Origin of the sequence: Polaromonas sp. (assembly GCF_039930745.1) — a bacterium.
Taxonomy (GTDB): Bacteria; Pseudomonadota; Gammaproteobacteria; order Burkholderiales; family Burkholderiaceae_C; genus Polaromonas.
The window spans coordinates 1-20609 of sequence record NZ_JBDTTH010000077.1 but is presented as its reverse complement, the minus strand read 5'-3'; the positions used below and the strand labels follow the sequence as shown (position 1 = coordinate 20609).

Annotated in this window: 22 protein-coding genes and 1 pseudogene; 9 read left to right on the top strand and 14 right to left on the bottom strand. The window is 61.2% G+C overall.

Features of this window, described 5'->3' with window-relative positions; translation table 11 throughout:
- The 8 genes and pseudogenes from ABI660_RS18310 to phaC form a co-directional block, all read right to left on the bottom strand.
- Positions 1 to 1042 (bottom strand): ABC transporter transmembrane domain-containing protein (locus ABI660_RS18310; protein WP_348070760.1); only part of this gene is annotated, 1042 nt, incomplete at its 3' end.
- Positions 1043 to 1536: 494 nt separating this feature from the next.
- Positions 1537 to 1911, bottom strand: coding sequence for a hypothetical protein (locus tag ABI660_RS18305; protein ID WP_348070759.1), 375 nt, complete (start codon positions 1909 to 1911; stop codon positions 1537 to 1539).
- 65 nt (positions 1912 to 1976) lie between these two features.
- Entirely contained in the window at positions 1977 to 3623 is a 1647-nt protein-coding gene (locus ABI660_RS18300; RefSeq protein WP_348070758.1) for a CocE/NonD family hydrolase, read from the bottom strand.
- 67 nt (positions 3624 to 3690) lie between these two features.
- Positions 3691 to 3941: pseudogene (locus tag ABI660_RS18295) on the bottom strand (cation:proton antiporter); the annotation flags it as partial.
- Positions 3942 to 4148: 207 nt separating this feature from the next.
- Positions 4149 to 4742 (bottom strand): hypothetical protein, encoded by a 594-nt coding sequence (locus ABI660_RS18290; RefSeq protein ID WP_348070756.1) that lies wholly within the window; start codon positions 4740 to 4742, stop codon positions 4149 to 4151.
- A 292-nt stretch (positions 4743 to 5034) separates the two neighbouring features.
- Positions 5035 to 5772, bottom strand: coding sequence for an acetoacetyl-CoA reductase (phbB, locus tag ABI660_RS18285; RefSeq protein WP_348070754.1), 738 nt, complete (start codon positions 5770 to 5772; stop codon positions 5035 to 5037).
- Positions 5773 to 5912: 140 nt separating this feature from the next.
- A complete protein-coding gene (locus tag ABI660_RS18280; protein WP_348070752.1) occupies positions 5913 to 7091 on the bottom strand; it encodes an acetyl-CoA C-acetyltransferase in 1179 nt (392 codons plus the stop codon).
- Positions 7092 to 7215: 124 nt separating this feature from the next.
- Positions 7216 to 8964 carry a class I poly(R)-hydroxyalkanoic acid synthase gene (phaC, locus tag ABI660_RS18275; RefSeq protein WP_348070750.1) on the bottom strand — a complete coding sequence of 583 codons (1749 nt, stop codon included), beginning with the start codon at positions 8962 to 8964 and terminating at the stop codon, positions 7216 to 7218.
- A gap of 124 nt (positions 8965 to 9088) precedes the next feature.
- Between phaC and ABI660_RS18270 the strand changes: the two genes are divergently transcribed.
- Complete coding sequence (locus tag ABI660_RS18270) at positions 9089 to 9412, top strand: hypothetical protein (RefSeq protein WP_348070748.1); 324 nt, start codon at positions 9089 to 9091, stop codon at positions 9410 to 9412.
- Here ABI660_RS18270 and pgeF read toward each other — a convergent pair.
- Together pgeF and maiA are read right to left on the bottom strand one after the other, a co-directional pair.
- Positions 9320 to 10123 (bottom strand): peptidoglycan editing factor PgeF, encoded by an 804-nt coding sequence (gene pgeF / locus ABI660_RS18265; RefSeq protein ID WP_348070746.1) that lies wholly within the window; start codon positions 10121 to 10123, stop codon positions 9320 to 9322. The two genes, ABI660_RS18270 and pgeF, sit on opposite strands and share 93 nt — an antisense overlap.
- A gap of 7 nt (positions 10124 to 10130) precedes the next feature.
- Positions 10131 to 10769: a maleylacetoacetate isomerase gene (gene maiA / locus ABI660_RS18260; RefSeq protein WP_348070744.1), complete on the bottom strand. Its 639-nt coding sequence runs from the start codon at positions 10767 to 10769 to the stop codon at positions 10131 to 10133.
- 172 nt (positions 10770 to 10941) lie between these two features.
- Here maiA and ABI660_RS18255 point away from each other — a divergent pair, with 172 nt between their 5' ends.
- Positions 10942 to 11976, top strand: a complete 1035-nt coding sequence (locus tag ABI660_RS18255; RefSeq protein ID WP_348070742.1) for an NADP-dependent oxidoreductase — start codon at positions 10942 to 10944, stop codon at positions 11974 to 11976.
- A 4-nt stretch (positions 11977 to 11980) separates the two neighbouring features.
- On the opposite strand, the gene ABI660_RS18250 is transcribed toward ABI660_RS18255, so the two are convergent.
- From ABI660_RS18250 to ABI660_RS18240, 3 genes are read right to left on the bottom strand one after another with little or no spacing between them, the layout of a single operon-like run.
- Positions 11981 to 12286: an AzlD domain-containing protein gene (locus tag ABI660_RS18250; RefSeq protein ID WP_348070740.1), complete on the bottom strand. Its 306-nt coding sequence runs from the start codon at positions 12284 to 12286 to the stop codon at positions 11981 to 11983.
- Positions 12276 to 12971, bottom strand: coding sequence for an AzlC family ABC transporter permease (locus ABI660_RS18245; protein ID WP_348070738.1), 696 nt, complete (start codon positions 12969 to 12971; stop codon positions 12276 to 12278). The genes ABI660_RS18250 and ABI660_RS18245 overlap by 11 nt, the downstream gene beginning before the upstream one ends.
- Positions 12968 to 13690 carry a GntR family transcriptional regulator gene (locus ABI660_RS18240; RefSeq protein WP_348070736.1) on the bottom strand — a complete coding sequence of 241 codons (723 nt, stop codon included), beginning with the start codon at positions 13688 to 13690 and terminating at the stop codon, positions 12968 to 12970. Before ABI660_RS18240 ends, ABI660_RS18245 begins: the two co-directional genes overlap by 4 nt.
- Positions 13691 to 13747: 57 nt before the next feature.
- On the opposite strand from ABI660_RS18240, the gene ABI660_RS18235 reads away from it, so the two are divergent.
- Genes ABI660_RS18235 through ABI660_RS18220 form a run of 4 tightly spaced genes read left to right on the top strand, consistent with a single transcriptional unit; the run spans position 13748 to position 17286 of the window.
- Entirely contained in the window at positions 13748 to 15133 is a 1386-nt protein-coding gene (locus ABI660_RS18235; RefSeq protein ID WP_348070734.1) for a Rieske 2Fe-2S domain-containing protein, read from the top strand.
- Complete coding sequence (locus tag ABI660_RS18230) at positions 15130 to 16614, top strand: glutamine synthetase family protein (RefSeq protein ID WP_348070732.1); 1485 nt, start codon at positions 15130 to 15132, stop codon at positions 16612 to 16614. Before ABI660_RS18235 ends, ABI660_RS18230 begins: the two co-directional genes overlap by 4 nt.
- Before the next feature lie 15 nt (positions 16615 to 16629).
- Positions 16630 to 16953 (top strand): 2Fe-2S iron-sulfur cluster-binding protein, encoded by a 324-nt coding sequence (locus ABI660_RS18225; protein WP_348070730.1) that lies wholly within the window; start codon positions 16630 to 16632, stop codon positions 16951 to 16953.
- 30 nt (positions 16954 to 16983) lie between these two features.
- On the top strand, positions 16984 to 17286 hold the full coding sequence (locus ABI660_RS18220; protein WP_348070728.1) for an antibiotic biosynthesis monooxygenase: 303 nt from the start codon (positions 16984 to 16986) through the stop codon (positions 17284 to 17286).
- A 23-nt stretch (positions 17287 to 17309) separates the two neighbouring features.
- On the opposite strand, the gene ABI660_RS18215 is transcribed toward ABI660_RS18220, so the two are convergent.
- Positions 17310 to 17750, bottom strand: coding sequence for a MarR family winged helix-turn-helix transcriptional regulator (locus ABI660_RS18215; RefSeq protein ID WP_348070726.1), 441 nt, complete (start codon positions 17748 to 17750; stop codon positions 17310 to 17312).
- A gap of 182 nt (positions 17751 to 17932) precedes the next feature.
- Between ABI660_RS18215 and ABI660_RS18210 the strand changes: the two genes are divergently transcribed.
- From ABI660_RS18210 to ABI660_RS18200, 3 genes are all read left to right on the top strand, one after another.
- Positions 17933 to 19126 (top strand): 3-hydroxybenzoate 6-monooxygenase, encoded by a 1194-nt coding sequence (locus ABI660_RS18210; RefSeq protein WP_348070724.1) that lies wholly within the window; start codon positions 17933 to 17935, stop codon positions 19124 to 19126.
- A 24-nt stretch (positions 19127 to 19150) separates the two neighbouring features.
- Entirely contained in the window at positions 19151 to 20158 is a 1008-nt protein-coding gene (locus ABI660_RS18205; protein WP_348070722.1) for a tripartite tricarboxylate transporter substrate binding protein, read from the top strand.
- Positions 20159 to 20301: 143 nt separating this feature from the next.
- On the top strand, positions 20302 to 20609 hold a 308-nt coding region (locus ABI660_RS18200; RefSeq protein ID WP_348070720.1), incomplete at its 3' end, for an FAD-dependent oxidoreductase.

Below are 20609 nucleotides of genomic sequence, written 5' to 3'. Positions count from 1 at the left end.
TGGCCTTGACGGTCTGGATGCCGGTGATGGTTTCGACCAGCATGGACTGGTTTTCAGCGCCACGGGCAAACTTGACATCCAGCCGCTGGCGCAGGATGGGAACAACGGCCAGGCTCAGGCCGAAATACAGCGGCAGGCTGACCAGCACGATCAGCGTAAGCGGCACGCTGTAGAACAGCATGACGGCAATGAAGATGACCGAGAACAGCACATCCAGCACCACGGTGAGCGCATTGCCGGTCAGGAAGCTGCGGATGTTTTCAAGCTCGCGCACACGGGCAACAGAATCGCCCACACGCCGGGCCTGGAAGTAAGCCAATGGCAGCTGCACCAGGTGGCGGAACAGCCGCGCGCCCAGTTCCACGTCAATGCGGCTGGTGGTGTGGCTGAACACATAGGCGCGCAAGCCATTGAGAACGCTTTCAAACACCACGACCACCACCAGGCCGATGACCAGCACGTCCAAGGTGGTCAGGCCGCGGTGCACCAGCACCTTGTCCATCACGACCTGAAAGAACAGCGGGCTGACCAGCGCGAACAGTTGCAGCATGAAAGAGATCAGCAGCACCTCACCCAGCAGCTTGCGATATTTGACGAGGGCGGGCACAAACCAGGAGAAGTCGAACTTTTGCAGCTCGCCTGCCAGGGCAGCATGGCTGGTGACAAGAATCAGCTCACCCGTCCATTGCGTGGCAAACACTTCCACTGATTCGATGGTAGGCCGGCTGCCGCCGGAGGAAGGGTCTTGCAGCAAGATGCGCTTGCCGTCGCATTGGGCGAGGATGACGACCCGTCCGGGCGTGTCGGCTTTCTCCTCCACGCCCACGCCTTCGCCAGCAGGGCCTGGGCGCATGAGCGCGAGTGCGGGCAAAGGCGTCAGGTGCAGACGGTCCGGCGTGGTTTTACTGAGCTTGGCTTTGAGGCCCAGGTGTTTGGCGGCACGCAGCAGATCGTCTGTACCCACGGCGGCGCTGGCCTGTAAACCCAGCTGATGCGCCAGCGTGGCGGGATCGGCCCCAACCTGGTGGAAGCGGGCAATCATGCACAGGGCAGCCAGCGAGCCGAACTCGGGCGCTGGCGCCACGGCCAAAGGAAGTTTTTCGGTTTGATCCGCCGCAGGCGTTGTTGTCGAGTCCAATGCGGCGTTTGCGCTCATGCGGTGATAGCTCCGCATGCAGCAGCCGACCATGAGCCACCGCCGAAGCCGCACCCGGCCTCAACAAAGCGCATGTGTCTCCCGAAATATATTTTTTTGCGATCTTGCATGCCGCTTTTCCCTGCAAGGGGAAACTCCACCCTGAATTAGTGAACGGAATTTAACGGAAAAAAACGTCCGGCAGCACACAATTTCTGCGGCTTACAAAAAATAGTTCATCAATAGCATGCGAGCCGTGATGAGACTAATGCAAAGGTAGTCATCTACACAAAAAAAAACCGCCTAAGCGGGTTATCGCTTCAGGACTTGGCTCGCAGCCTTTGCCGACCACGCGCGACAGGTTTGATGCAGGTAACCAGCTCTTCGTCCTGCAGGGGATCCTACGGGGTCTCCTGCCTGACCGTGGCCCTTCCGCTGCGAATCGCTTCGATGAGAATGGCAGTGTTCCTGTCTGCCGGAACGCGTACCTTGTAATTTTCAAGATATTCCAGCGCCCTGGGTTGGTTGCCCAGACTCAGGTGCACCAAGCCGAGCGAATAGGCTGCATCGACAACACCTGCCGCTTGCGCTTTTTCCAGGTAGGGAAGGCTTTCAGTAGGTTTGGCCACACCGGCGAGGAAGGCGCTGTACGCGTAGTTGCTGCGTGGGTGATCGGGCGCGATGGCAAGGAGGCGCCGAAAGAGTTCATTGGCCTTTTCCGCGGCGCCAGTGATTTTGAGATTGTGTCCATAACTGTTGACCATGGCGGCACGCAACAGAATCTCCGGGTGCGCGCCAGCGTCTTGCGTCAGCTCGGCCAGCGCCCCGGGTAGCGCGCTGCCTACTTGGCATTGGCAACCACTCCTATCTCTGTTAAGTACTCTTTAAGCGCTCCACGCCAAAAAGTAGGTTTGTGATAAATGTGATGTCCATCGCCTTCGATCGGCGGGCTAAGCAGCAGGCGCGCTTTGCCGCCAACAGCCTGAAACGCTTCATGCGAGGCACGGATGGTGTTGGCGGTGTAGCGGGTGTCGTTTTCAGCAAAGACCCAAAAAGTCGGAACCTGGGTGGTTTTACCGAACTCGGCAAAACCGTTGACCATCATCTGGTTGAGATAGCCTGCGCCTGAACCTTCTTTTATATCGTTGCGCCCCCCCGAGAAGTCGACCGCGCCGATCAAGCCTGCCGGGTTCTGGCTGGCGATGTACATGGCGCTGTAGCCACCCGCGGACTGGCCAGACATAATCACCCGGTTGGCGTCTAGCTCCGAGCGGCTCTTGAGCCAGGCCAGCGCAGGCAGGATGTCTTCCGCCTGCATGCGCGCTTTGTAAGTGGCATCTCCGTCTTGCTTGGAAAACCCCTTTGCGAACGACCCCTCTGACATGCCAACCCCGCGCCGCGCCGGTATGAGCACCGCCACGCCCAATTGCAAAAATTCTCGCGCTACCAACATGTCACGCACACGGCTTTTGTAGCGAACGGCGTCCATATCCACCGACGCATCGCCGTGGTTCCACACCGCCACCGGATAGGGACCTGCGCCAAAGCGGCCAGCTTCGGGCAATAACAAGGTGGCTTCAAGCAGGTTGCTGCCGAACGTGCTGGGGGCCGAATAGGTGATGACTTCCTCGCGCCAGGCCACTTGCGGATTGGCATAACCGATAACGGGAGGGATTTCCTTGCCATCCAGCCAATCGGCTATGGCTTTGGAAAAAGCAGCCTCCTGCCCGTGGAAAACATGCTGGCTGGTTCGTCCGCAGTCGGCCTTGCTGTCTTGCCGCTCGTAACCGACTTTGACAAAGGTAAAACGGCTGCGTTTGGCCACCGCCTCGGCTTCAAGAAACGGGGCGTTATCGCATTGAGCGCTGGGAGCATGCAGCATCAACACGGGCTGTCGCACATCGCTCCAATCCTTGGCTCTGAAGTTGCCCAGAGCGCCGCCGGCCAACACGATCTTGCTGATTCCGTCCAATCCGCCCGCTATGTCCAACACCGGAGCCACGGCGGAAAACCCAGCCAGATGTACTTCAACTCCGGGAAACTGCTGCCGGGCCTCCTTCACTGCTGCTGCCAGGTCTTGCCGCACTTCGCGCGGCGGGCGGGCAGTGATACCTCGCCGCTCGGCATCGCTGGGAACGTCAACGTAGATCACCGAAATGCCTTGAGCCCGCAACTGCGGCGAACCCCGAACCCAGGGCCCACCCAGGCTGAAGTCGGTACTGCCATTAGCAACCTTGAGCATTGGCGTACCACCAGGCTGCAGATAGACCAACACGTGCCGGACAGGTATTGCGGCAGAGGCCGTTTCAACGGGCACAGCAATGGCAATTTTGACCGGCTGGCCATCCGCCAGAACACGGGGGGACAAAGTTTGCACTGTCCAGCTTTGACCCCAGGCCATTGAGGCGCTGCACAGCAGCAAGCCGGTCAAGAAAAAACGCAGACTGGGCCGCTGCTTCATATGGCAGGGCTTCATTTCAATGGTCATGGCTTTTACTCTTGAACATTGAGGGTTGTACCTGGAGCGGCTTTGGGCTCTGCGGCTGCAGGTCGGATACCGCCAGCAGGTCGTCGAAGGAAAAATACAGGTCCACGCCAAACATCAGCAGCATCACGCCAATTTCGACAAGCTGGCTGGCGATGGCGGCAGCGGCCACAAGCCAGGGGTGAATGGGCCAATCAGCACACAGGCAAAGAGGTAGCCGACCAGCGAAGGCAGTTTCAGGCATGCGGCCAGAAAGCCAAAGATGAGTGCCAGGCCAAGGCCTGCTGCAATGGTGGTGATGAGAGAGACGCTGTGCGGCATGCGGGAGGGGTTCCTTCAGAGAAACGGTGGAGGGACCCTGCGCGAGCACTTGCCGATGACAGGCGCCTGCCGCAGAACGTGATGAATGAATGAACGGATTTCCGGCCCGGATTCATTATAAAAACAGAAAACAAAACCGCCGGAGCAGGTTCTGTTGATCACGAAAAGGCTCAAATTTCAGCGCGCCGCTCTTGCCCGTGGGGAAAGTTAAAGCAGCCAGGTGATCGCGATGCCTGATATGACATTGTCAACGACAGTCAGTCCCATCGTCATGTTCGACTTTCTGTAGCTGCGATTTTCTGGACCCGCATGGGGTGACCGCATGTAACGCTCCCATCCGCTGTCGACAAGTGTTTTGTGTATGTATGGACTCCAAAGAAGCGAACCATCTGAAAAAACGTTGATGCCCGACGTTGGGCTCCACACTTCACCTGGAGCAGCATGCCAGATTTCCAGACTTGGGTTCGTCCGACCGGAATTGAATCGAGCATTAAAGTACCAATGCCTTCCATAATCGACAAAGAATGTCTGATCAGGAGCATCCCCCGCCACACGAACAAACCGCGTGCCAACGACCCGCTCCATGCGCTCGCGCGTGGGGCTATCAGTTTTCTCGTTCATCAGTTCAAGAAGGTTTTTCCAGAACTTCTGCGAAGTAAAAGGCGCAGGAGTCGCAAAGCGCAACATGGCTTCTGTTGAGCCCGCGAATGATGACGAGCCTGCGCTGAGCAAACACGACGCGAGACCCAATGAAAAGGTACGGCGGTTTGAATCTATTCGAGAATGCGCCGTTTTCTTCATGTTGTTACCTTGAAACTTCCCGTCTTTGCCACATACCCTTTTTGAAGAGCAGATCTGTCACCTTCACAATTATTGTGCGAACTATTCCTAATTTCTGACTTCTTCCATCGCTTTTACCCTGCATCATCTGCATCTGCTAATTTTTCGCCATATTAGGCGATGTTCGCCGCTTGTCAAAGCCTGAATTCAGGCGGCTACGAACAAGGGTTTATCACGCGATTTCAGGGTAGAACCAAAGAACAAAAAAAACCCGCCGAAGCGGGTTTTGATGGAGGAGCGAAGAGCCGAAGGTTCAACCCATGTGCAAACCACCATTAAGCGAAAAGTCGGCACCCGTGGCATAACCACCTTCGTCTGATGCAATCCAAGAAATGATGGAGGCGATTTCTTCCGGGGTTCCCAGGCGCTTGGCGGGCACACCAGCGACGATTTTCTCGAGCACGTCGGGGCGGATGGCTTTGACCATGTCGGTGCCGATGTAGCCAGGGCTGACAGTGTTGACCGTCACGCCCTTGCTGGCCACCTCTTGCGCCAGCGCCATGGTGAAGCCGTGCAGGCCGGCCTTGGCGGTGGAGTAGTTGACCTGGCCGAACTGGCCCTTCTGGCCGTTGACGGAAGAGATGTTGACGATGCGCCCGTAGCCGCCTTCAATCATGCCTTCGATCACCTGCTTGGTGACGTTGAACATGCTGTCGAGGTTGGTGGAAATCACCGCGTCCCAATCAGCCTTGCTCATTTTGCGGAACTGGCCGTCGCGCGTGATGCCGGCGTTGTTGACCAGCACGCTCACCGGGCCGTGCTCGGCTTTGACTTTGTCAAACGCGGCAACGGTGGAGTCCCAGTCGCCGACATTGCCAACGGAAGTGTAGAAGGTATAGCCGAGTGCTTTTTGCTCGTCTATCCATTTGGTGAAGTCACGTGTGGGGCCGCAGCCTGCCACCACGGTGAAGCCGTCTTTGTGCAGGCGCTGGCAGATGGCGGTACCAATGCCGCCCATACCACCTGTTACGTACGCAATTCGTTTTGCCATGTCTTGCTCCTTGATTTATTGGTTCTGAAAGCAGTTAAAAAGAAGCTTTTTGATGGCCTTGCAGTGACGGCAACCTGCTATCAAATAAATAGCTGGTTGCGCGCATTTGGCAAGGGCCACAAGCTCTTTTTACCTGATATTTATCGTTCCAGTGTGAGGGCAACCCCCATGCCGCCGCCGATACACAGGCTGGCGATACCTTTTTTGGCATCGCGGCGCACCATCTCGTGGATCAGTGTGACCAGGATGCGGCAACCGGATGCACCAATCGGGTGACCGATGGCAATCGCTCCGCCGTTGACGTTGACCTTGCTGGTGTCCCAGCCCATCTCTTTGTTGACGGCGCAGGCCTGTGCGGCAAAGGCTTCGTTGATTTCCAGCAGGTCCAGGTCTTGCGCCTTCCAGCCGGCGCGCTGCAGTGCCTTGGTGGAAGCCGGTACCGGGCCCATGCCCATGTAGGCGGGGTCGAGACCGCTGGTGGCGTAGCTGGCAATGCGGGCCAGGGGTTTGAGGCCCAGGGCGGCGGCCTTCTTGGCGGTCATGACCATCACGGCGGCGGCGCCGTCGTTGATGCCGGAGGCATTGCCGGCGGTGACGCCGCCAGCTTTGTCAAACGCGGGGCGCAAGCCGGCCAGGCCTTCAGCGCTGGTTTTGCGGTTGATGAACTCGTCGGCGGAAAACACCAGCGGGTCGCCCTTCTTCTGCGCAATGGAGAAGGGAATGATCTCGTCCTTGAACTTGCCGGCGTCTTGCGCGGCCATGGCTTTGGTTTGGCTGGCCAGGGCGAGTGCATCCTGCATTTCCCGCGTGACGCCGTATTTCTTGGCAACGTTTTCAGCCGTGATGCCCATGTGGTACTGGTTGTAGACGTCCCAGAGGCCGTCGACGATCATGGAGTCGATCATTTTCCAGTCGCCCATGCGCTGGCCGTCGCGCGAGCCATTGAGCACGTGCGGTGCTGCGCTCATGTTTTCCTGGCCGCCGGCAATCACGATTTCGCTGTCGCCGGTGGCGACCGACTGCGCGGCAAGCATGACGGCCTTCAGGCCCGAGCCGCAGACAGCGTTGATGGTCAGGCCGGGAATCGCGTGCGGGAAGCCCGCTTTCACCACGCTCTGGCGCGCCGGGTTCTGGCCCACGCCGGCTGCCAGCACCTGGCCCATGATGACTTCGCCAATCAGGTCTGGCGAGAGGCCGGAACGCTCGGCGACGGCCTTGATAACGGCTGCACCCAGCTCTGTGGCCGGTGTCTTGGCGAGAGCTCCGCCGAACTTGCCCACGGCAGTGCGGGCAGCTGAAACGATGACGATGTCTTCCATAAGTTTCTCTCCAGTAAAACCTCAGCTGTCTGTCATTGCGGGCTTGACCCGCAATCCATGTCGGTGCGCTGCTTCATCCGCGGCATGGATCCCGGGTCAAGCCCGGGATGACAACGTTTTCCATTCAGGCCTTGGCCTTGACGTAGCGGCCGGGTGCCGGCTCGATGACCTTGTACTTGCGGCTGCCATAGGTTTTGGGCGCAGCAATTTGCTTGCCCGCATGGCTTTGGAGCCAGTCCGACCAGTCTGTCCACCAGCTGCCGGGGTGCTCGGTGGCGCCCTTGAGCCACTCGGCCTGGCTGGCGGGGAACTTGCCCTGCGGCAGTTTGGTGTTGGTCCAGTAGCTGCGCTTTTTCTTGGCAGGCGGATTGATGACGCCGGCGATGTGGCCCGACGCGCCCATGACAAAACGCTTCTTGCCGGGCAACACCTGGGTGGAAGCGTAGGCCCCGCCGACGGGAACAATGTGGTCTTCGCGCGAGCCGTAGATGTAGACCGGCAGGTCCAGCTTGCGCAGGTCAATCTTTTCGCCGCACACCGTCAGCTTGCCGGGCTTGCACAGGTTGTTTTCAAAATAGGTGTTGCGCAGGTACCAGGCGTAAAACGGGCCCGGCAGATTGGTGGAGTCGCTGTTCCAGTAAAGCAGGTCAAACGGCGGCGGCGTTTCACCCTTGAGGTAGTTGCCGACGACGTAGTTCCAGACCAGGTCGTTCGGGCGCAGGAAGCTGAAGGTGGACGCGAGGTCTTGCCCCTTGAGCAGGCCGCCCTGGCCCATCTGTGTCTCACGGAACTTGACGGACTGTTCGTCGATGAAGATGTCCAGGATGCCGGTGTCGCTGAAATCGAGGAAGGAGGTCAGAAAAGTGGCGCTGGCCACCGGCTTTTCGCCGCGCGCGGCCAACACCGCCAGCGCCGTGCCCAGCATGGTGCCGCCCACGCAAAAGCCCAAGGCATTGATGGTTTTCGCGCCGGTGATTTCCTGCGTGACTTCGATGGCCTTGAGGACTGCATGCTCAATGTAGTCATCCCAGGTCTTGCCGGCCATGGACTCGTCGGGGTTGCGCCAGCTGACCACGAAGGTGCGGTGGCCCTGGGCCACGGCGTAGCGGATCAGCGAGTTCTCGGGCTGCAGATCAAGAATGTAGAACTTGTTGATACAGGGCGGCACCAGCAGGAAAGGCCGCTCGTGCACTTTGGCGGTCAGCGGCTTGTATTCGAGCAGCTGGAAAAACTCATTTTCAAAAACCACGGCGCCTTCGGTGGTGGCAACGTTTTTGCCGACTTCGAAAACCCTTTCGTCCGTCATGGACACATGGCCCTGCTTCATGTCATGCAGCAGGTTGGTCAGGCCCTGAGCAATGCTTTCGCCCTGGGTTTCGATGGCTTTTTTCTGCGCTTCGGCATTCAGCGCCAGGAAGTTGCTGGGCGCCGTGGCGGCCATGGCCTGCTCAACCGCAAAACGCAGGCGGGCTTTGGTTTTCTCGTCGCCCTCCACCGCGTCGGCCAGGCCCATCAGGGTGCGGGCGTTGAGCAGGTAAGCCGAAGCGGCAAACTGGGCCACCGGGTTGCTGCTCCAGGCTTCGTTGGCAAAGCGACGGTCAGACGGCACACCAGCAACAGAAGCGCCAGCTTGCAGGCCGCTGTTCCATAGCGCGGTGATGTCTTTCAGGTAAGACTGCTGGATTTCAATGAGTTTGGCGGGGTCCAGTTGCAGGGGCGGCGGGGCCGTCAGCGCCGGCATGGCCAGCGGCGGGAAACCGGGCGCGGCACCCAGGCCGGCACCTGCCATGACGCCCATGACCTGCTGGAGGCCCTGTGCAAAGGTCTCTTGCATCTGTTGGGCTGCTTGCGCCAGGTTTGCGTCAGAATTCATGCTTGTCTTCCCGGGTATCCGCAGTCTCTTGTTGTTCGGTCTGGATGGAGCTTTTATACCCGCAGCAGGTCTTGCCTAGTATCGTGGAAAACCTTTCCCAACCCGTGACGCAGCGCAAAGTTTTATGTATTTGATTGTCATCGCCTGGATGTACGTGGTGCTCATGATGAGTGTGGCCGAAGCCACCCATCCGACGGGTACCTTGCTGGGGGCGCTGATCACCTTTGTACTCTACGGCGTGGGGCCTGTGGCATTGGTGGTTTACCTGATGGGTGCGCCGGCCAGGCGCAAGGCCATCAAGGCACGTGAAGCGGCCGAGGCTGCGGCGCTTGCACCCGACGCATTCGAAGCGGAATCACTCGCGCCAGATGCAGGCCGCCATGCGGCCGGTGGTGTGGAAGCCGTTGCCGGCGATACCGGCGTCGCGCCGGTGCGAAAAGAACCTTGAGGCATTGCCCACCGTGCACCAGGGCGTACTGCTGTCGTTGCCGTAAATCTGCGTGATGCCCATCGCTTGAAGACGCAGGCGGGCCAGACCGGCCAGGTCGGCCAGATACTTGTCCGAAGCCAGGGGTTTGAAGCAGTCTTCCGCTCGCTGATCGCCATCGACGAAGGCCGCCCTCACCTCTACCCCCACTTCAAACGCAGCAGGCCCGATGCACGGGCCCAGCCACGCTATGGTATTTATAGCTGGTTGCGCCCGCCCCATAAGGGCTAGATCCTTAAAACACTCATAAGTTGCTTCGAGAATGCCTTTGCCTTGCATTCCGGCCAGCCCGCGCCAGCCGGCGTGGGCAGCGGCGATCACAGCGCCATCCGTGGTGCTGAACAGCACTGGCAGGCAGTCGGCCACCATGATGGTGCAGGCCACGCCGCGCTGGCTGGTCGTGGCGGCGTCTGCCGGCTGGCCATGCGCGGTGTCGGGGCCAATATCCAGCACGGCGGTGCCATGTACCTGCTGCAGGAAAACCGGGGTGGCTCCCATGGACTGGCCCAGCAAAGCGCGGTTGGCCGCCACTCGCTCCGGCGCATCACCCACGTGGTCGCCCAGATTCATGCTGTCGTACGGCACCGCCGACGTGCCGCCAGCACGCGTGGTGAACAGCGCACGCACACCGGGCGGCGCGGGCCAGTCGGGAGTCAGCCAGTCCGGGTGCAAGTCGTGCTCAAGCTTCGTTGTCGGGGCAGGACGAAGGCTGGGCTTTCTGGAATGCAGGCAGCGCCATGCAGGCGTCGAAGGCAGCCATGGTACGGGGCAAGCCGTCAAAGTTCACGTCAAAACGCTTCGCATTGAAGATCTGCGGCACCAGACAGCAGTCGGCCAGCGTAGGTGTGTTGCCATAGCAATAGGTCGATGGCGGGAGCTGGTTCAACTGGCGCTCCAAAGCCTCCAGCCCTTCACGGCACCAATGGCGGTACCAAGTGTTTTTGGCCTCTTCATCCACTTTGAGTTCCCGCACCAGGTACTTGAGCACACGCAGGTTGTTGATGGGGTGGATCTCGCAGGCAATGGACTGCGCCAGCGCGCGCACCTTGGCGCGGCCCAACGCGTCGGCCGGCAGCAGCGCCGGTGCCGGGTGCTTTTCATCGAGATATTCAATGATGGCCATGGATTGCGACAGCTTTTCGCCATCGACTTCCAGCATGGGCACCAGGGTGTCGGCCGATAACTCGGCATAAGGTGGCTTCTTGTGCTCGCCCTTGGCGATATGAACGGCGACGTACTCATAACTCAGGCCTTTGAGCTCCAGCGCGATACGCACCCGGAAAGAGGCCGAAGAGCGGAAATAATTGTGGAGTTTCATCAGATAAAGCATAAACCATCACCCGGCCATCGCGCATTTTCTGTCGCTTCCAACTGCCCTGCCTGATTGAGCGAACGCATGTAGCAGGCTTCGCAATCGCCTGCGCGACTGACACGCGGGCGGGGCGCCACTAACATCGCCTTTTGACTGCCAGCCACTTCCCGGAGCCCTCATGACCGCCATCACAGCATTGACCAACCACCAGGTTCGCCTGGCCAGCCGCCCCGTCGGCCTGCCCACACGTGACAACTGGAGCTTCACCACCGAGCCAGTGGCCGAACCCGGCCCAGGCGGCGTGCTGGTCAAGACCCTGAGCCTTTCGCTAGACCCAGCCATGCGCGGCTGGATGAATGAAGGCAAAAGTTATATCCCGCCGGTTGAAATCGGTGCCGTCATGCGTGCCGGCGGTGTCGGCACGGTGATCGCTTCCAACAACCCCGCCTTTGTGGTGGGCGACTATGTCAACGCAGGGCTGGACGTGCAGGAGTACTGCCTGATTCCCGAAGCCCAGATCAAACGCAGCGGCATGTTCAAGATTGACCCGCGCATGGGCCTGACCTCCTGGCTCAATGTGCTGGGCATGCCTGGCATGACCGGCTACTTCGGCCTGATAGATGTCGGCCAGCCCAAGGCCGGTGAAACCGTGGTGGTTTCCGGCGCGGCTGGTGCGGTCGGCCAGACGGTTGGCCAGATCGCCAAACTCAAGGGCTGCCGCGTGGTGGGCATTGCCGGCGGCAAGGCCAAGTGCGACTGGGTTGTGAAGGAACTCGGGTTTGACGCCTGCATCGACTACAAGTCCGGCGACGTGAAGGCCGGGCTGAAAGAACACTGCCCCAAGGGCGTGGACATTTACTTCGACAACGTGGGCGGCGACATTCTCGACGCCGTGCTGACACGCATCACGCGCGGCGCTCGCATCATCATCTGCGGCGCGATTAGCCAGTACAACAACACCACGCCGGTCAAGGGCCCGGCCAACTACCTCTCGCTGCTGGTCAACCGCGCGCGCATGGAAGGCATTGTGGTGTTCGACTATGCCGACCGCTACCCGCAAGCGATTGCCGAGATGGCAGCCTACCTGAAGGAAGGCAAGATGAAGAGCAAGGAAGATGTAGTGGACGGCATCGAGAACTTCCCCGAAACCCTGCTCAAGCTTTTCAATGGCGAGAACTTCGGCAAGCTGGTGCTGCAGGTCGCCAAAGACTAGGTATTCAGGCCAAGGCCCATCGCGCAACGGCCACCGTGGCAGCCCCCGCCACCGCGGCCGCCAGGTCATTGCGCACCAGCTTCATCACCAGCCCCACCGCCAGCAAGGCCAGCAGCTCGGGCAGCTTGCCGGAGGTGGCGGCCGGCGTCACGATGCCGACCATCACCGACAGGGGAATGGCCTTGAGCGCAGATTCAACCCGCGGTGTGATGCGCACATAACCCATGAGCAAAAAGCCGCTGATGCGGCAGGCGAACGAGGCAAGCGCCATGCCGGCCAGCGCCAGCAGAAAAGTGCTTTCAACGGCCATGGCGCCATGCCCCCACCAGGCCGCCTGCAAGCCCTGCCCCCACGATGTACCATGCGCCCGGCAGCAGCCGGTGCAGCAGCAGCGCCACCAGGCCCGCGGCAACAGCGGGCCACCAATCTGACTTGCCGCGCCACAGCACCATGCCGATGGCCGCGGCAAAAGCCACCAGCATGAAGTCCAGCCCGAATGCAGCGGGGTTAGGAACATTGCCGGCCAGCAGATGGCCCACCAGCGTGCCGCCCAGCCACGGCACAAACATCGCCACGCCGGAGCCGAGCACATATCCCGCGTCGCGGTAGCCGGTTTCGTACTCGCGCATGGCCATGGCCCAGCTGCCGTCGCCCAGGAAAAACAGCGACCCCCAGCTCTGGTGGCGCGGCAAGCCGGCCAGCCAGGGCTGTATGGCCGCGCCATACAGCACATAACGTGCGTTCATGACCAGGATGGTGACGATGACTGGCGTGACCACGGCCGTCGCCGTCCAGCCCTGCAGCGCCGCCAGTTGTGCGCTGCCTGAATAGACGGCAGCGCTCATCAGCATGGCCTGCAGCCACGACATGCCACGCTCGCTGGCCAGTACGCCGAACACCATCGCATAAAGAATCACCCCGGGCGCGAGCACTTGGGCGGCAAAAAAGCCGCGGCGTACGCCGGCGGCCGTAAAACTCACTACGTTGGTGGTCAACGCCCCACCACCAGGCGAATCGCGGGCAATACACGTTCGGTTTCTGCCCGGCGCTCCAGCGCCATGCGCATGTTCATCTGGGCTACCTCGGTATGTTCGATGGCCAGCGCCTGCGCACGTGCACCCTCGCCCGCTTTGAGCGCGGCGAACAACATGTGGTGCTGGCGGTGGGCGTAAAGCATCCAGTCGCGGTCAAGCGTGACGGTGCCCTGCATGGGCAGCATGGCAGAAGCGGGCGCAAACGGCAATTTGTCATTGAGCGTCACAGCGCGCTGCAAGGCGCGGTTGCCACAGGCCTCCAGCACCAGCGCATGAAAACGGTCGTTCATGACTGCGTAGGCCGCGTAGCTTTCGTAAGTCAGTGGATTGGCCGCAAGAACGCCGTCGCCTTCATCAAGGCAGGCCTGCAGGTCTGCCTGCAACTGACGTGACACGCCATGCTCAGCCACCAGGCGCGCCGCCATGCCTTCCAGATGACCGCGCACGGCAATCGCATCGGCCACCTCGCGCGGCGTGAACTGGCGCACCAGGAATTTGCCGGTGTCGTTGGCTTCGACCAACCCCTCCTGTTCCAGCGTGACCAGCGCTGAACGCACAGGGGTGCGGGAAGCACCCAAGCGCTCGGCCAGTTGCTGCTCGGCCAGGCGCTGGCCGGGCTCAAATTCACCGCGCAGGATCAGGTCCCGCAATTGAATTAACACCGTCTCTTGCAAGCTCATGGCTAGAAATGTACACTGAATTTAATTTTCGGTATACCGTTTTAGGCAGAACCAAGCATGAACGCAGAACAGAACGACCTGATCACCCGGATTGGCCCCGGCACACCCTGTGGCGCCTTGCTGCGCAGTTACTGGCAACCTGCAGCGCTGGTTGATGAATTCAACGCCGCGCTCGACCCACGCATGGAAAAACGCCCGGTCAAGGCCGTGCGTCTTCTGGGCCAGGATTTCGTTCTCTTCAGAGACGACGCAGGCAACTACGGCTTGCTGGACCGCGACTGCCCGCACCGGGGCGCCGACCTGTCTTTTGGCCGCGCCGAGGGCGACGGCCTGCGTTGCCCTTTCCACGGCTGGAAGTTCGATGTGCGGGGCCAGTGCCTGGAGACGCCGGCCGAGCCTGCGGGCAGCAAGCTGTGTGAGCGCGTGAAGCAGCGCAGCTACCCGGTGCTTGAGAAAAGCGGCGTGCTTTTCGTCTGGCTGGGCCCGGAAGGTTCGACCCCGCCGCCCTTCCCCGCTTTTGACTGCTTCAGCGCACCAGCCACCCACAGCTTCGCCTTCAAGGGGCTGTGGCATGCCAACTGGCTGCAGGCTTTCGAGGTCGGCATCGATCCGGCTCACCCGTCCTTTTTGCATCGCTTCCTGCAGGACGAGGCGTTGGAAGACATCGGCCAGAACGCAGCCGGCAAGCAATTCCGCAGCGCCAGTGCCGGTGCCATCGACGGCGAGCAGTGGTCAATGACGCGCATCATGCGCGAGTTTGCGCAGCCCGAGATCAGCTTCGAGAACAAGCCCTGGGGCATGCAGCTCACGGCGCTGCGGCCCATGAATGACAAGCTCACGCATGTGCGTGTGACCAACGCCATTTTTCCGGCCACGTTTGTGATTCCACTGTCGGAAACCATGACCATCACGCAGATGCATCTGCCGGTGGACGACACCCACACTTATTGGTATTCGTTTTTCACAAGTTTTGCCGGCCCGCTGGACAAGGAGAGCATGCGCGCGCAACGCCAGCAGTTCATCTCGCTGCCCGACTACATTCCGAACGCCGGGCGCCACAACAACTGGGGCTTCAATGCCAAGGAGCAGCGCACGCAGACCTACCTGGGCATGGGCGAGGAAGACATCAACGTGCACGACCAGTGGGCGGTGGAAAGCATGGGCGCGATCCAGGACCGCACGCGTGAGCACCTGGGTACCAGCGACAAGGTCATCATGGCCAACCGCCGCATGCTGATCAAGGCCATTGCGACCGTGCAGGAAGGCGGTGTGGCGCCGGGCATTGCTGACCCCGCGCAAGCTGACCTGATGCGTGGCCCGGACACAATGGACGGTATTGCGCCGGCGGGAGAATGGCCGGCCTGGTGGCAGGCACAGGCTCGGGCCAAGCAGGAGAACGCACCCTGGAAAACGAAGGACACGAAGCAGGTTGCGAGCGCATGAGCAGCTTCGCCGAACAATGCGGCATTCATGACGCTGCGCGCCGAAGCGCCCTGAAGCACACCGCACAACGGATAGACGCCAGCGGCATCGAGCTGGTGCGTTTTGCCTGGTGCGATCTGCATGGCGCCTTGCGCGGCAAGACCCTGGTCGCCTCTGCGGCGGCTCAGGCGATGCAGGACGGCGTGGGCATGGTGAGCACCTTGCTGCTCAAGGACACATCGGACCGCACGGCCTTCAAAGTGTTCGAGGCGGGTGGTGCGGCCGGGTTGCCGGGTTTTGAATTTGCGAGCAATCTGCTGTTGCTGGCAGACCCGGCCAGCTTCAAGGAACTGCCCTGGGCACCAGGCATCGGCTGGGTCCAGGCCCAGCCATGGATGCAGGACGGCTCGCCGGTCGAGCTGGACACGCGGCGCATCTTGCAACGTGCGCTGGCGCAACTTGCCGAAGCCGGTTACGGCATGAAGTGCGGGCTGGAAATCGAATTTCACATCTACCGCATTACCGACGACGGAGCCAGAGACCAGCTTGATCCGGAGCAGGCCGCCTGGCCCGGCTTGCCGCCTCAGGTCGCCATGATCCACCCCGGCTACAACCTGCTGGCCGAGAACTGCTTTGACATGGCTGAAGAGCCGCTGCGCATCGTGCAGCGCACGGCACAAGTGCTGGGCCTGCCCTTGCAGTCGCTGGAAATCGAACTTGGCCCCAGCCAGGTGGAAGCCGTTTTCGACGCGACCGATGCGCTGACGGCCGCCGACAACATGGTGCTGTTTCGCAGCGCAGTCAAGCAGGCGCTGCGCCGCGCCGGCTACCACGCCACCTTCATGTGCCGTCCGCCCTTTCCGAACATCATGTCCAGCGGCTGGCACCTGCACCAGTCGCTGGTGGACCTGCAGACCGGCGCCAACCTGTTCCAGCGCGAAGCGCCAGCAGCAGGCACGCAGGCCACCGACGCGCAATACACGCTCTCACCGCTCGGGGAACACTATTTGGCGGGTCTGCTTGAGCACGCGCGCGGAATGACGGTGTTTTGCACGCCAACCATCAACGGCTTTGGCCGCTTTAGGCCGAATGCGCTGGCTCCCCAGTCTGTGTTGTGGGGCCGGGACAACCGCGGCGCCATGCTGCGCGTGGTGGGCCAGTGCCAGGACAAGGCCACGCGGATTGAAAACCGCATCGGCGAGCCGGCGGCCAATCCCTATCTGTACCTGGCCTCCCAGATTTACGCCGGGCTGGACGGCATCCGGCGCAGCCTCAAGGCACCCGTGGCCACAGATGCTCCTTACGGCGAGGCCGGCATGCGCATTCCGACGAGCCTGGGGGAAGCGTTGGCGGCGCTGCAAGCCGACCCGGTGCTGGTGCAGGCGTTCGGCGAAACCTTCATCAACTACTTCACACGCATCAAGCAGGCGGAGATCATGCGCCACGAACAGGCCGAAGACAAGGATGACTGGCAGCGGCGCGAATATTTCAGCCGCATTTGAAGCAAACAAGTTCTCATGATTACTATTAATTTCATAGCTGGTAGCGCACAGCCCATAAGGGCTAAAAGCAAAATTGGCCAAAGCCTGATGGAGGCGGCCGTGGCTGCCGGCATTGAAGGCATCGCCGCCGACTGCGGCGGCCTGCTCACCTGCGCCACCTGCCATGTGATGGTGTGCGAGCCGTTTTCCAGCCAGTTACCAGCAGCCGACGGCGAAGAGTTGGCCATGCTGGCCTTTACCGCCGTATCAGCGCTGCCCGCCAGCCGGCTCAGTTGCCAGATCCGCCTGACTGCCGCGCTGGACGGTTTGACGGTAGAGTTGCCTGCCAGCCAATACTGACGGCCTTATTCCATCAAGCACAGGACAACCATGATTCTCGAACTCGCCGACATCCGCATTGCTCCCGGCCAGCAAGCCGCCTTTGACGAAGCCATCCAGCGCGGGCTGGGCACCGTCATCCAGAACGCCAAAGGCTTCCAGGGCTTCAAGGTCAACAAGGGGATAGAAAACCCGGAGCGCTACATCCTGCAGATTTTCTGGGACACGCTGGAAGACCACACCGTGGGTTTCCGCGAATCACCGGCGTTTGCCCAGTGGCGCGCCATTGTCGGGCCGTTTTTTGCCAGCCCGCCGGTGGTGGAACACTTCACCTTGCTGGCCAAATCGGCATAAAACCAGAAGCGGGCCGGCCAGGCTCAGGCCATGTCCTCGTGGCCGGCAATCAGCTTGCCGAGCAGTGCGCCAAGCTGCTTGCGCTCGCTGGCCTTCAGCGGCCCAAGCAGGCGCGACTGGACCTTGCTGACGGCCCGCTTCATTTCCAGGGCTACTTTCTCGCCTTCGGGCGTGACCCACAGCAGCTTGCGCCGCTTGTCCGCCGGGTCCGCCTGACGCCGCACCCAGCCTTTGGATTCCAGCCGGCCAATCACCGAGCCGGAGGTCGCCGCATCAAATGCCACCCTGCCCGACAGCGTGACCTGGTCTTCGCCGGGGTCGTCCATCAAGGCGTTCAAGATGGCGAACTGCACCGGCGTCACGTCGAATTCGGCCGTCTCCTCCATGAAGAGCGCAATCGACAACTGGTGGGCGCGCCGGATCTGGTGCCCGGGGGCCTCGCTGAAATTAAAGCTTTTTGGCATGGCCGGAGTTTAAGGGAGCGCTGAACAGGTCCTTGCGGAGGTGCGGCAGCCGGATCGGGCGGGCTGCAGGGGGTTTGTTCAGCGCTCCCCCAAGTTCAGGGTATTCACCATGACCCATAGCGGCCAATGATAAGTACACTTATCATCTGGCAGAAACCTTTTTCTGCAGACCCTGAACAATCGTGACATCTCCCCACCCCATCCTCATCGCCGGCGGCGGCATAGGCGGCCTGGCCACTGCCCTGGTGCTGGCGCGGGACGGCCACGCCGTGACGGTGCTGGAGCAGGCCGCGAACTTCGGTGAAATCGGTGCCGGCATCCAGCTTGGTCCGAACATTTTCCGCATGTTCGCCTGGCTGGGCCTGACCGATGTGGTCAGCAAAGTGTCGTTTTTCCCGCCTGGCATGGGCATGAACGATGTGCGCACCGGCGAAAAAGTTGTGCGCGTGCCGCTGGGCGACATGGCCCGCGCCACCTACGGCTTCCCCTATGGCGTGATTTATCGCGCCGACCTGCATCAGGTGTTTCTCGAGGCTTGCCAGGCCTTGCCCAACATCACGCTGCGCATCCAGGCCAGGCTCGAGTCGTTCGAGCAGACGGCAAACGAGGTGCGCGTTCACCTGGCCAGCGGCGAAACGCTGCCGGGTTCGGCGCTGATTGGCGCTGACGGACTGTGGAGCAAGGTGCGCGAAACAGTGGTCGGCGACGGCAAGCCGCGGGTGTCCGGCCACATTGCCTACCGCGCCGTCCTGAAGCGCGAAGAGGTGCCCGCCCATTTGTGGAGCGACGACGTGCTGCTCTGGGGCGGCGAAAAAACCCATCTGGTGCATTACCCACTGCGCCGCGGCGAGCTGTTCAACCTGGTGGCGGTATTTCACAGCAGCAAGTACGACGAAGGCTGGAACACGTTTGGCGATACGGCAGAGCTGACGGAGCGTTTCAGCAACGCCTGTCCGCAGGTACGCGAACTGCTGGCCAAAATACAAACCTGGAAGATGTGGGTGCTGTGCGACCGTGAGCCGGTGAGCACCTGGACCGACCGGCGCGTCACGCTGCTCGGCGATGCAGCCCACCCGATGCTGCAGTACCTGGCCCAGGGCGCAGGGCAGGCCATTGAAGACGCGGTGGTGCTGCGCGAAGCCTTGCGCTTTACGCGCGGTGATGTGCCGCTGGCTTTCCAGGAATACCAGCGGGCCAGATATCTGCGCACCGGCAGGGTGCAACTGACTGCGCGTTTTTATGGCGATATCTATCACGCTGCCGGCGTTCAGCGCGAGCTGCGCAACCAGCTGTTTCAAAGCGGCAACGAAAGCGCGGGTTTTGCTGGCCTTCAATGGATGTACGACGGAATCGAGCCCACAAAGCTGTTCAAATAAGCCCTTTCAATTTTGGAGAATCGCATGAAAGTTTTCAAACGCGCTACGCTTCTGATAGCTGTACTCGCCCTACCCATGCTGGCTACAGCCCAAAAGGCACCGAAACCATCGGCTGCAAAAGAAGCCGCACCGGTGGTCACGAACTGGCCCACCCGGCCCGTCAAACTGCTTGTGGGTTTCCCCGGCGGCTCCACGCCCGACATGGCTGCCCGCACGCTGGCCGAGCCCCTGTCCCGCGCGCTGGGCCAGCCGGTCATTGTTGAAAACCGTCCCGGTGCCTCGGGCAACATTGCCGCTGACCTGGTTTCCAAAGCCACCGACGACCACACGCTGGGCGTTGTGATCAACGGCAACCTGACCTCGGCCAAGATGCTGTATTCCAAGCTGCCCTATGACCCGGCCAAGGACTTCGCACACATCTCGCTGCTGACCACCGCGCCCCTGGTGCTGGTGACCCCGGTGAACCAGCCATCGGGCAACGCCTTCTTCCTGGCAGCCCGCAACGGCGGCGACAAGTGGAACTACGGTTCGGTGGGCAACGGCTCGGTCGGCCATCTGGGCATGGAACTGCTCAAGTCCAGCGCCGGCAACCTCGCTGCGGTGCATATTCCCTACCAGGGCAACCCGCAGGTCGTCACCGCACTGCTCGGTGGCCAGATCCAGATGGCGCTGGTGCCACCCGGCATCGCGCTGCCGCAAATCCGCGCCGGCAAGCTCAAGGCCATCGGCCTGACCGCCGGGCGCAGTGCGCTGGCAAGTGAAATCCCGTCGCTGGCCGAAGCGGAAGTGCGCAACTTCAACCTGGAAGTGTGGACCGCCTTGGTCGGCCCGGCCAGATTGTCCAAGGCAGCGCAGACCCGCCTCGCCCAGGAAGTGCCCCGCATCATCCGCGACAACGACACCCGCCAGAAACTGTTCAACCAGGGCTGGCAGGCGGTTGGCACGTCGCCGGAAGGCCTGACCAGCCGCATTCGCAATGAAACCGCCATCATGGGCGGCATCATCGCGATGCGTGGGATAAAAATTGAATGAGCCCCAACGGTCGCTCACTTGGTGCAGCTCCTGTCCCCGAGGGGGCGGCTGCGCCTGCGGGCCGGCAAAGCCGGTTCCGCGGCCCCGGCTTGAAAAGAAAAGCGCTCCTGCGATGGTTCACTTCGCGTAACTGCTGACGTCCCATGGCGACCTTCCCCAACTTCAACCCCATCACCGAGCCGTCCCGCGCATTGCCTGTATACGGCGAGTTCGATGTCGTCGTGATCGGCGGCGGGCCGGCCGGACTGGCGGCCAGTGTCAGTGCCGCCCGGCGTGGCGCGCGCACCCTGCTGGTGGAGCGCTACGGGTTTCTGGGCGGCATGGGCACGGCCGGCGGGGTCACCAACTTTGCCGGGCTGTATGGCCGCAAAAATGGTGAAATGCAGCAGGTTGTTCGCGGCGTGCTGGATGAACTGCTGGAACGCATTGATGCGCTCGGGGGGCTCAACCA

Bases quoted from the DNA above. Each gene is read 5' to 3' on its own strand.
- ABI660_RS18300 (WP_348070758.1), bottom strand. From the start codon at position 3,623: ATGACCATTGAAATGAAGCCCTGCCATATGAAGCAGCGGCCCAGTCTG.
- ABI660_RS18290 (WP_348070756.1), bottom strand. From the start codon at position 4,742: ATGAAGAAAACGGCGCATTCTCGAATAGATTCAAACCGCCGTACCTTT.
- phbB (WP_348070754.1), bottom strand. From the start codon at position 5,772: ATGGCAAAACGAATTGCGTACGTAACAGGTGGTATGGGCGGCATTGGT.
- ABI660_RS18280 (WP_348070752.1), bottom strand. From the start codon at position 7,091: ATGGAAGACATCGTCATCGTTTCAGCTGCCCGCACTGCCGTGGGCAAG.
- phaC (WP_348070750.1), bottom strand. From the start codon at position 8,964: ATGAATTCTGACGCAAACCTGGCGCAAGCAGCCCAACAGATGCAAGAG.
- ABI660_RS18270 (WP_348070748.1), top strand. From the start codon at position 9,089: ATGTATTTGATTGTCATCGCCTGGATGTACGTGGTGCTCATGATGAGT.
- maiA (WP_348070744.1), bottom strand. From the start codon at position 10,769: ATGAAACTCCACAATTATTTCCGCTCTTCGGCCTCTTTCCGGGTGCGT.
- ABI660_RS18255 (WP_348070742.1), top strand. From the start codon at position 10,942: ATGACCGCCATCACAGCATTGACCAACCACCAGGTTCGCCTGGCCAGC.
- ABI660_RS18250 (WP_348070740.1), bottom strand. From the start codon at position 12,286: ATGGCCGTTGAAAGCACTTTTCTGCTGGCGCTGGCCGGCATGGCGCTT.
- ABI660_RS18240 (WP_348070736.1), bottom strand. From the start codon at position 13,690: ATGAGCTTGCAAGAGACGGTGTTAATTCAATTGCGGGACCTGATCCTG.
- ABI660_RS18235 (WP_348070734.1), top strand. From the start codon at position 13,748: ATGAACGCAGAACAGAACGACCTGATCACCCGGATTGGCCCCGGCACA.
- ABI660_RS18230 (WP_348070732.1), top strand. From the start codon at position 15,130: ATGAGCAGCTTCGCCGAACAATGCGGCATTCATGACGCTGCGCGCCGA.
- ABI660_RS18225 (WP_348070730.1), top strand. From the start codon at position 16,630: ATGATTACTATTAATTTCATAGCTGGTAGCGCACAGCCCATAAGGGCT.
- ABI660_RS18220 (WP_348070728.1), top strand. From the start codon at position 16,984: ATGATTCTCGAACTCGCCGACATCCGCATTGCTCCCGGCCAGCAAGCC.
- ABI660_RS18215 (WP_348070726.1), bottom strand. From the start codon at position 17,750: ATGCCAAAAAGCTTTAATTTCAGCGAGGCCCCCGGGCACCAGATCCGG.
- ABI660_RS18205 (WP_348070722.1), top strand. From the start codon at position 19,151: ATGAAAGTTTTCAAACGCGCTACGCTTCTGATAGCTGTACTCGCCCTA.